Origin of the sequence: Alienimonas chondri, from assembly GCF_013036045.1 — a bacterium.
GTDB classification, from domain to species: Bacteria; Planctomycetota; Planctomycetia; order Planctomycetales; family Planctomycetaceae; genus Alienimonas; species Alienimonas chondri.
In genome coordinates this window covers 1-10,315 of record NZ_WTPX01000160.1, presented here as the reverse complement: position 1 = coordinate 10,315, position 10,315 = coordinate 1, and the positions used below count along the sequence as shown (strand labels likewise).

Below are 10,315 nucleotides of genomic sequence, written 5' to 3'. Positions count from 1 at the left end.
CGCCCCCACGACCGCCCCCCACCCCACGGCGACGAGGTAGGGCCAGTGGCGAAGGACGGAGGGGCGGCGGGAGTCGGACATGCCCGCGATCATCGGTCTCGAGAGCGTCGGCGGCTACGCCCCGGCGGCGTGCAGAACGGGTTCCCGCGTCGGGCGCCGACGCCGGCCCTCCCTCGGTTTGACCGCTAGAACCGGCCCCGGTACAGTCCCGCACGGCTCCCGTCCTGCGCGGGGGTCGTACTGAATCTCGCTTCCCTGCCGATCCGCGGCGAAGGCACACGGGCTTCCGAACAGGGCGCTATCCAGCGCCCCGGAACCCAGCCGCGGCGGCGCTCTCCTCGTGCCTGCTGAAAGACGAATCGCATGGCGACCACGCTGAAGGCCAACGACTTCTTGGAGGCCGGCGCCCACTTCGGGCACCGCACGGCCAACTGGAACCCGAAGATGCGGCCCTACATCTTCGGGAAGAAAAATCTCATTCACATCATCGACATCAAGGAGACCGTCCGGGGGATGCTCCGGGCGGAGAAGTACCTGAAAGATGTCGCCGCCGCGAACAAGCTGATCCTGTTCGTCGGCACCAAGCGGCAGGCCTCCGAGCCGGTCCGCGAGGCCGCCGAAGCCTGCGGTTGCCCCTACGTCACCGAGCGTTGGCTCGGCGGCACGCTGACTAACTTCCGCACCGTTCGCGGCCGTCTGGATCGCCTCGAAGAGCTGGAGCACCTCCGCGACACCGGCGAGCTGGACACCTACTCCAAGAAGCAGCAGTCCCGCCTGATGCGGGAGTACCGCAAGATCTACCGCAACCTGAACGGCATGCGGCAGCTGGAGCGGATCCCCGAAGTCATGGTGATCTGCGACCCCAAGAAAGAGCACAACGCCGTCCATGAGGCGAACCTGCTGGGCGTCAAAACCGTCTGCCTGATCGACACCGACAGCAACCCGGACCTGATCAGCCTGCCGATCCCCGGCAACGACGATTCGATCCGCACGATTCGGTTGGTGTTCAACTACCTCTCGGACGCCATCAACTCCGGCAAGCAGCATCTGCCCGAGCCGGAGAAGACCGACGACGAGGTCGAGCCGAAGGCCGTTCCCAGCTACGGCTGATCTTCGTTCCGAGCGTCCGTAACGCGGAGGCCCGGCCGGGCCTCCGCGTTACGGCTTATTTCGTCCCCACTCACGTCTCGCTAACACGACGCCCCCCGATGGCCACCATCACCGCCGCCGCGGTCAAAAAGCTCCGCGACCGCACCGACCTCCCGATGATGAACTGCAAGAAGGCCTTGGTGCAGGCTGAGGGCGACGAGGAGAAGGCGATCGCGATTCTCGCCGAGATGTCCGGCAAGAAGCTGGCCGAGCGCGAAGGCAACGTCACCGCCGAAGGCCGCATCTTTCAGTGGGTCGCCGACGACCACAGCGCCGCGGCGATGGTCGAGATCCAGTGCGAGAGCGATCCGGTCTCCAAGAACGACGCCTTCGTCCAACTGGGCGAGGACTGCCTCAAGCAGCTCGCCGAGGGACCGGGCGCCGGGACGGTGGACGAATTGCTCGACCAGCAAAGCCCCTCCGCCGGCACGACCCTGCGTGAGCAGCACGCGGCGATGAGCAGCAAGATCCTGGAGAAGATCGTCGTCGCCAAGGTCTGCAAGCTGAGCGGCCCGGTCGCCGGCTACGTCCATCACGACGGCAAGACCGCCGTGCTGTTCCAGGCCGACGGCGAGAAGGCCGACAGCCAGACGATGCGGGACGTGGCGATGCACATCGCCGCCATGCGTCCGACCGTCACCGTCGCCGAGGACCTCGACGCCGAGGCCGTGAAGGCCGAGCGCGATCGCCTCACCGGCGAAGCCAAAGCCTCCGGCAAGCCGGACAACATCATCGACAAGATCGTCGACGGCCGCATGAAGGCGTATTACGTCGAAAACGGCGTGTTGAACCTGCAACCCTTCGCCAAGGACGACAGCAAGACCGTCTCCCAGGCGCTGAACGAGCAGAACCTCACCGCCAAGGGCTTCGTCCTCTGGGCGCTCGGCCAAGGCTGAGAGTCTCTAGTCTGCCGCGAGTGAACATGCCGAATGGCGAACGAGGCGCCCCTCTTCGTCATTCGGCATTCTTCATTCCGCCTTTTCAAGTTCCCGCGACCGCCGCCCAAGCCGCCCGCCATGCCCTCCACCGCCTACAAACGCGTCCTGTTAAAAGTCTCCGGCGAGACGTTCTGCCGGCGGGGGGAGAGCGGCATCGCGATGGATCAGGTCGGGGTGCTCTCCGATCAGATTAAAGACGTGGTCGGCACGGGCTGCGAGTTGGCCGTGGTTACCGGCGGCGGGAACATCCTGCGGGGCAAGCAGTTCAGCGAAGTCTCCGCGAGCATCAACCCGCCCACGGCCCACTACATGGGCATGCTGGCGACCGTGATCAACGGTCTGGCGCTGCGGGACGCTTTGGAAAGCGTCGGCGTCGACGTGCGACTGCAAAGCGCCATCCCGATGGCGAACGTCTGCGAGCCGTTCATCAAAGGACGCTGCGAGCGGCATCTCGAAAAGGGGCGGGTCGTGATCCTCGCCGCGGGGACCGGCAGCCCGTTCGTCACCACGGACACCGCCGCCGCCCTCCGCGCCCGGGAGATCGGCGCCGACGCCGTGTTGAAGGCCACCAAGGTCGACGGAATCTATTCCGAAGACCCGCTGAAGAACCCGCACGCCCAGCGGTACGAGACGATCACCTACAAAGAAGTCCTCGACAAAGGCTTGCAGGTGATGGACGCGACGGCGATTCACCACTGCATGGAAGGCCAGATTCCGATCGTGGTGTTCGACTACCAGCGGGCCGGGAATATCGCCCGCGTCGTCGCCGGCGAAACGATCGGCACGACGGTCTCCGGGTAGATCATCGGGCGTTCCCGGAACGGCGGAACGGTACAGTTCGCGTCGCTATCATCGGGCAGCCCCCGCAACTCGCGAGTTCCCCGATGAACGACGATTATCCCGACGACGACTTCGCGGACGACTATCAAGAGCGCCCCCGACATGCACCGCCGCCCGGCGGCTATCCCGGCGGCGGTTACCCCCAGAAGCATCCGGGGGCGGAGAAGAAGCTGATCTGCGGTTTGCTCGCGATCCTGGTGCCCGGGTTGGGCATTCATAAGTTCGTGCTGAACATGACGACCCCGGGCATCATCATGCTCGCGGTGACCGTCAGTTGTTCGATCCTGACCCCCTGCCTCTTCGTGCCGATCCTCGGGGCGATGGCGATGTCCGTCATCAGCATCATCGAGGGCATCCTCTACCTGACGAAGTCGGACGAGGAGTTCTATCAGACCTATATGGTCGAGAAGAAAGAGTGGTTCTGAGCGGCGCCCCGCTGCGGCCTGCACATTTCCTGTCTCCCCTCGCCCCTTTTTGGGGAGAGGGGTCGGGGGTGAGGGGCATTCAGAGTTCGGACGCTCTTCAACGATCCGCCAAGCACATTCCGGTTTGTGCGAACCACAACACAAACGAATGCGTTTGAGGGTTCGCCACCCTCACCCCCGGCCCCTCTCCCTGCAGGGAGAGGGGAGCAAAAAGGCGCTAAGTCAGCACCGGCAGGCCGCCGAGGTGCGTGACCTCGCGGGTGACGATCGAACCGAGCAGCGTGGTGCCGGTGCAGTCTTCGACCTCCACCTCCGCGGCGCTGCCGATCAGGCGGGGGTTGCCGTCGAAGACGACGATCCGATCGCACCGGGAATGCCCGGTGAGCTGCACCGTCCCGCCCGGAGCGGAGGCGTCGTCGCGGTCGTCTTCCTTCTTCTGCCGGACGCTCGGCCCCTCGACCAACACGGAGACCCGGCGTCCGATCAGGCGGGCGTTCTCCTCCTCGCTCACCTCGTTCTGCACGGCCAGCAGCTCGTTGTTCCGCCGGCGCTTCACCTCCTCCGGCACGTCGTCTTCGAGGCGTTCATGCGCCTTGGTGCCGGGACGCGGGGAGTATTTAAAGATAAAGCTGTTTTTGAACCGGAACTCGCGAATCGAGTCGATGCTCTTCTGAAAGCTCTCCTCGCTTTCGCCGGGATTGCCGACGATAAAGTCGCTGCTGACGGAGCAACCGGGGACGATCTCCCACACGCGCTGCATCATGTCCCGATAATGGGCGACGGTATAACCGCGTTTCATCACCTTGAGCACGTCGTCGCAGCCGCTTTGCAGCGGGACGTGCAGATAGTGATAGCACTTCGGCAGATCGCGGATCGCTTCGAGCAGATCGTTGCCGAGATCCTTCGGATAGCCGGTGACGAACTTAATCCGTTCGATGCCGGGCGTGTCGTGGATCAGATAGAGCAGATCGCTGAGGCGATAGGTCTTCCCCTCGCCGGAGTGTTTATAGCTGTTGACCGTCTGGCCCAGCAGGGTGATCTCCTTGACGCCCTGCCCGGCAAGGATTTCGACCTCCTTCTTCACGTCCGACGGCGCCCGGCTCTGTTCCGGGCCGCGGGTCGTGGGGACGACGCAATAAGTACAGAACTTGTCGCAGCCGATCATGATCCGCACGAACGCCTGGTGCGGCGTGGGCCGCATCGTCGGTTCGCGGAGCGGATCGTAGCTCTCGAAGCTGGCTTCGATCTCCTTGCGGCCCCCGCCGCGACGGGAGAGCGACAGCGCCGTCAGCCGGCTTTTCGAGCCGAGGACCGCGCTTTGACGGGCGGCGTCGATCAGATCGGGCACCTCCGCGAGTTGCCCGGTGCCGACCACCAGATCGACGTGCGGCGCCCGGCGGAAGATCAGATCCTGATCCTTCTGGGCCATACAGCCCAGCACGCCGATCACCGTGCCGGGCCGGCTCCGTTTGCGATACTTGAGCCGACCGAGCGAGGAATAGATCTTCTGTTCGGCCTTCTCCCGGACGGAGCAGGTATTGAACAGCAACGTGTCGGCCGCCTCGGGATCGGACGTGACCTCATAGCCACGTTGACGCAACGCCCCCACGACCAGCTCGCTGTCGAGCACGTTCATCTGACAGCCGACCGTCTCGATATACAGCCGACGGTTCGGCGGGGAAACGTCGGGGGCGGGGGCGTCGGCGGCGGTCATCACGGTGCGTCGGGAGCGGAGGCGATCGGCAGTCTACGCCGCCGCGGAACGCGGCGGCAGGCCGATTGCTTTGAAGCGTGTGGAAGCCGGGCGAGCGTCGCCCGCCGTCAGATGGGCTTCGTCACCGGTTCGTCTTCGGTCACCACGTCGTTCCCGTTCCCGTCCGCAATGCCGTTGGCGGCCGGAGTGGCGGCGGTGCGGAAGCGATCCTCCAACAAGTCCCAGTCGACCGACAGCGTCCCGCCGGTATCCTCGTGCTGGGCGCGCCACTCGGCGAGCAGGTCGACGCAGGCGTGGTCGATGTAGCTCAGTTCCGTCAGATCGGCCCGGACATCCGCATTGGACGGGATTTCGTCCAACGTCTCCGCCAGCTTGGGCAGTTTGAGGAAGGTCGCGGCGCCTTGCAGGCGCAGGTGCACGATCGGCGGAGCGCCCGGAGGGGTCGACTCGTCAATTTCGACCTTGGCGTTCAGCTTGCCGAACTTCGTCAGCAGGCGAATCGCAGCCAGAATGATTCCCGCGACCACCCCGCTGAGGAGGTCCACCGCCACGATGCCGGCGACGGTGACGAAGAACACCACCAGTTCGCCTTTCCCGAGCTTCCACAACTCACCGACGGCGGCGAAGTCGATCAGCCGCCAGCCGACGTACACCAGCACCCCGGCCAAGGCGGTCGTCGGGATCAGCGCCAGCAGCCATCCCAGCAGGGCGACGAAGATCAGCAGCCAGACGCCGTGCAGGATGGCGCTGGACCGGCTGGTCGCCCCGCTGCGGACGTTGGCGCTGCTTCGCACGATCACGCCGGTCATCGGCAGCGCCCCGAGGAGTCCGCAGATGGAGTTGCCCACGCCTTGGGCGAAGAGTTCCCGGTCGAAATTCGCTTTGGGAAACTTGTGCAGTTTGTCGACCGCCGCGGCGCACAGCAGCGATTCGGCGCTGGCGACCGCCCCGATCAACAACCCGCCGCCCAGCACGGCCTGCCAGTCCATCGTCCGCAGGACGGTCCAGGTGGGGAACCGGATTTCGTCGGCCAGCGATGCGGGCACCTCCACGTAGACCACGGGCAGGATGAACGCCCACGCCGCCACGGTCGCCGCCAACACCGCCAGCAGCGGGGCCGGGATCACGTTCAACGGCTTGAGCGGGCCGACCTTCGTGACCAGAAACTGCCACACGACGATCACCGCGATCGTCAACAGCCCCAGCTTGGCGGCGATGTCGTGGTTCTTCAGGCTGTACTCGAAGTCCAGCAGGGCGTCCTCCGCGGCGTCGACTTTCCGGCGAACCTCCAACGCCGCCTCGGCGGACGGATCCCCGGCGGAGGCCAGCGCATCGCGGGCCGCCGCGAGCGCTTCGGTCGCCTCCGCCAGATGAGCGACGCGTCGCTCGCTTTTCTGCCCCTTGTCCAGCCCCGCGGCGACGAACGCCTCCCTGACCCCGTCGAGCTGCTCCACGATCTCCGCCTGCGTCGCCGCCAGAGCCTCGGCGTCCTCGGCCAAACCCTCGACGATCACGATCGTCGCCGGATCGTTTTCGTCGCCCAGCACGGGGGCGAAGTCGGTGGGGACATGTTCGGCGACGCGTTCCCGCAAGATTTCCTGCCGCTCGTGCAGGGCGCCGCTCGCCTTGAGCAGATCCACCTTGGCCGACCGTTCGCTCTCCGACCGCAGTTTCGGCCAGGGGAGCCCTTTGGACACGGCCTCGGGGATCGTCACGAGGTTCTTCAGTCCCCCCCCGGGCGGCACGTCGTCCACCAGCACGTGCATCTGGCTGGCGAAGATCAGCACGCCGATCCCCGTCAGCATCCCGCGGATCACCGCCGGACTGACCGCGCGGAACCAAACCCCCAGCCCCAACGCTCCGCAGATGATTTGCAGCACCCCGCCGACCAGCACGCACAGACCGAGCGTCTCGATCCCGTGGTTCACGACGATGTCGTACACGATCACCGTCAGCCCCGCCGCCGGACCGGACACCTGCAACGGCGCCCCGGCGAGGAACCCCACGATAATCCCCCCCACAATCCCGGTCACCAGCCCCGCCGAGACCGGCACGCCGCTGGCGATCGCAATGCCCATGCAAAGCGGCAGGGCGACCAGAAACACGACGACCGACGCGGAAAAGTTGCGTGCGGGCGAATCGAGGAGCCCCGGGGGGGCGGGCTTCACGGCTGGCATCGTCGGGGGGTGCAGTCGTCTCGGGAAGGCGGCGAGATCCTACTGTCCCGAACTTCCCCGACAACCGCGCCGGCCATACCCCGAGCCAAACTCCGGCCAGATCCTCAGGCCGCCCGTCGCAAGGGGCGGCGATACGCGACGGTCGGCGTCGGCGCCGCGAGCGCCGCTCGTTCCCGGTCGCGGACCGCCATCTCCTGCCACACCACCGGATGCCACAGCGGATCACGCTCCGCGACGGGGACGTGATGTTCGCGGGCCCATCGGCGGAGCTTCAACTCCGCAATCGCATCGAGCGATCCGGTCACGGGAGCCGCCTCCGGGGCCGCGACTGGCGCCGCTACGGGGGCCGCTACGGGGGCCGTCGACGGGTCGTGCAGCGTGAGAGTCGACATGGGAGCGAGCGAACCGGACACGGGGCGAACTCCGGTGGGTTCGGCCGATCCGTGCGGTATTCCACAACGCCCGTCCGAGCGTCGCCGCGACCGCTAGGAACGTCAGCGTCGCACGGCCCCGCGCAGTGAACCGCACGGCAGACGAAGGCCGAGGCGTTCCGGAACGGACCTCGACGAGGCCGCGTCTCCGAATCGACCGCGCTCACTCGTCCGCGCAGCTCACTCGTCCGCGCAGAGGGGACGGATCAGGAGATAGAGGGGAACCGCCAGCGCCGCCCCGACCGTCGGGCCGACGAGGTAGAGCCAGAGATCCGTGAATTCCGTCGCGGCGATCGCCGGGCCGAGCGATCGAGCCGGGTTCATGCTCGCCCCGCAGACCGGTCCGAACGCCATCGCCTCGATCGCCACCACGCCGCCGATCGACAGCCCGGCCAGCAATCCCTTCTCCTTCGGCCCGGTGGCGACGGCGAGGATCGTCGTCATCAACCCGCAGGTCATCGCCGCTTCGACCGCCAGCGCCCCGTACTGGGTGATCCCGATCGCCGCGTTCGGCCGCGTCACTCCCGCGTGGGCCGGTTCCCCCAGCAGCGCCAGCAACCCATACGCCGCGACGGTCGCCCCGAGGCACTGGGCCAGCACATAGACCGGCACGTCCCGCCAGGCGAGCCGCCGATCGAGGGCGAACGCGATCGTCACCGCCGGGTTGAGATGCGCCCCGCAGATCGGGCCGACGGTTTCGATCACGCAGAACACGACCAGCCCGAAGGCCAAGGCGACGCCGGCATGGCTGACGGCCCCGTCCGTCGCCGCGTTCACCGCCGCGGCCCCGCAGCCGATCGACACCAGGGCGAACGTCCCGAGAACCTCCGCGATCGCCCGCTGCCAGAGCGGATCGCACCAGAGCGCCCCGCGGCAGTGGGCGGGGGCTTTGTTCAAGGGAATCGCGGCGTTCGGGGAAGGAGCGGAGTGGCTTGGTCACGACAGCCGTCGCGGCACAGACCCTCAATGCATCCCCGGAGCCAATGGATTGCCGGCAGGACTACCGCCGGGCCGGCGTGACCCAGAGGAAGCCGTGCCCGGCCTCGTCGCGACGGAGTTCGCTTTTGAGGGCGTGCTCCGCGACAGCGTACCGAACCGCCTTGTCCCACGTCCCGCGGCCGGGGGGAACGGAGACGGTGTCCGCCGCCGGGTCGACGCCGACCGACCGCAACGCCGCGACGTCCATCACCACCGGCACGCCGCTCTCCGCCTCGACGGCCTTGGCGAAGTCGTTCAGCGTGCTCTCCCGCACGCCGAGCGTCGTGAGCGTGAACAACCCGCCCGCCGCCGCCAGCCGACCGGGCCCCGCCGCCGTCCTCCACCCGACCGGCCACGCTCCGGCCGGCGGCTCCGCCCCGGCGACTTCGGCCTCGGCGGTGCCGGGAATCGCCGTCAACTCATCGCCCGGGGGACGCAGGTCGATCGCCAGCTCCAACGAACCGGCGGGCGTGCGAGCGGGATGAAAGGCCAACCCCCGCCGGGCCAGCGCCGCGGCCAATGCGGCGCCCTTCGAGAACGCGGGCAGCGCGCCGTCTCCGAGCGCCGGGTCCGGCCCCGCCAGCTTCGCCTTCGCCGCCGCGGAGAACCGCACCGGCAGCGTCGGCGGCAACTCCAACGCCAGCAGCGCCGGCCCGATCGGCCCGTCGGAGACCGCGACGAACTCCGCCGGCGACGGCGCGGACAACGCGGTGAAGACCGCGCGGAACTGCGTCTGACTCAATCCCCACAGCGGTTGCCCGTTCGGATCGCCGGCGGCGCCGTGGGTCGTCAGCGAATCGACCCAATCGGACAGCGCCTGCCGATCGCTGGGCTGAAACGATTGACCGGGGAACTCGAGGGCCCCGTTCGACGTCAGCCGGCCGGTCGCGATCACGGTCCGCAACCCGACGCCGACGTTCTCCGTTACGCCAATCGAATCGCCGGGGCGACCGGTCCGCACGCTGGTGTCGGCGCCCAGCGCGGCGAGCGATTCCCGCCACCGCCGCGTGCCCAGCACGCCCGCCGCCCCGTCCACCAGCACGACGACCCGCACCTGCGTGACGAGTCCGTCCGCGCTCCGTTCGTCCCCGACTCGCCCGCCGGCCATCTCGCGGGGTCCGCTGAGGGCGGCGTTCGGCACGCCGCCGCTGAAGTCGCCGAACGAATACCCGCTGGACGCCGGTCGCGTCGGCCGCCGCCGCGCGGCGTCGCGTTCCCGCTGGGCCAGTCGCACCGCCGCCCGACGCTCCGCCATGCTCGGCCCGTACCCGGCGCGATTCCGCTCCTGGGCGCTGACCTCGGAGACGGCCGGCCCGCCCGCCATCGTCGCCGCGAGCAGCATCCATCCGGTCGCGCGGGCCCCGATCGCGCGGTACGACGGGCGGCGAGACAGGCGGGCGGTCATAGCGACACGGCGGCGGGACGAACGAACGGCGGGGCGAAGGACGTCGCAGTCAGCGACATCGATTCTATCGGGCCGATCGTCCGTCGGGGGCCGGTTAGCGGCGGACCGTGCCGGCTGTGCCGTTCGCTCCGGCTGTGCGGGCGGCCGGGGCCGCGTCGGTTCCTGTCGCCGACCACGTCCCCGGCGCCGTGGCGGAGAGGAACCGGGCCAGCGCACCCGACACGTCGGCCGGCACCGGGGACGTGGTCGGCGACAGGA

Annotated in this window: 9 protein-coding genes; 4 read left to right on the top strand and 5 right to left on the bottom strand. The window is 68.0% G+C overall.

The genetic code is table 11. The features are described from left to right. Positions 1-363: 363 nt before the first annotated feature. The 4 genes from rpsB to LzC2_RS17960 all read left to right on the top strand — a co-directional run bounded on the left by rpsB (position 364) and on the right by LzC2_RS17960 (position 3,352). Entirely contained in the window at positions 364-1,110 is a 747-nt protein-coding gene (gene rpsB, locus LzC2_RS17975) for a 30S ribosomal protein S2 (RefSeq protein WP_171189413.1), read from the top strand. Between the two features lie 98 nt (positions 1,111-1,208). Then, the gene (tsf, locus tag LzC2_RS17970; RefSeq protein WP_171189412.1) at positions 1,209-2,045 is read left to right on the top strand and encodes a translation elongation factor Ts; all 837 of its coding nucleotides are present in this window, start codon (positions 1,209-1,211) and stop codon (positions 2,043-2,045) included. A gap of 120 nt (positions 2,046-2,165) precedes the next feature. Then, positions 2,166-2,888 carry a UMP kinase gene (pyrH, locus tag LzC2_RS17965; RefSeq protein ID WP_171189411.1) on the top strand — a complete coding sequence of 241 codons (723 nt, stop codon included), beginning with the start codon at positions 2,166-2,168 and terminating at the stop codon, positions 2,886-2,888. 83 nt (positions 2,889-2,971) lie between these two features. Then, a complete protein-coding gene (locus tag LzC2_RS17960; RefSeq protein WP_171189410.1) occupies positions 2,972-3,352 on the top strand; it encodes a TM2 domain-containing protein in 381 nt (126 codons plus the stop codon). A 217-nt stretch (positions 3,353-3,569) separates the two neighbouring features. On the opposite strand, the gene miaB is transcribed toward LzC2_RS17960, so the two are convergent. From miaB to LzC2_RS17935, 5 genes are all read right to left on the bottom strand, one after another. Continuing rightward, positions 3,570-5,066, bottom strand: coding sequence for a tRNA (N6-isopentenyl adenosine(37)-C2)-methylthiotransferase MiaB (miaB, locus tag LzC2_RS17955; RefSeq protein WP_171189409.1), 1,497 nt, complete (start codon positions 5,064-5,066; stop codon positions 3,570-3,572). 107 nt (positions 5,067-5,173) lie between these two features. Next, on the bottom strand, positions 5,174-7,234 hold the full coding sequence (locus tag LzC2_RS17950) for a SulP family inorganic anion transporter (RefSeq protein WP_315854735.1): 2,061 nt from the start codon (positions 7,232-7,234) through the stop codon (positions 5,174-5,176). Between the two features lie 113 nt (positions 7,235-7,347). Next, on the bottom strand, positions 7,348-7,635 hold the full coding sequence (locus tag LzC2_RS17945; RefSeq protein ID WP_171189405.1) for a hypothetical protein: 288 nt from the start codon (positions 7,633-7,635) through the stop codon (positions 7,348-7,350). 219 nt (positions 7,636-7,854) lie between these two features. Then, complete coding sequence (locus LzC2_RS17940; RefSeq protein ID WP_171189407.1) at positions 7,855-8,571, bottom strand: MIP/aquaporin family protein; 717 nt, start codon at positions 8,569-8,571, stop codon at positions 7,855-7,857. Positions 8,572-8,674: 103 nt separating this feature from the next. Then, on the bottom strand, positions 8,675-10,057 hold the full coding sequence (locus tag LzC2_RS17935) for a hypothetical protein (protein ID WP_171189406.1): 1,383 nt from the start codon (positions 10,055-10,057) through the stop codon (positions 8,675-8,677). Positions 10,058-10,315 lie beyond the last annotated feature (258 nt).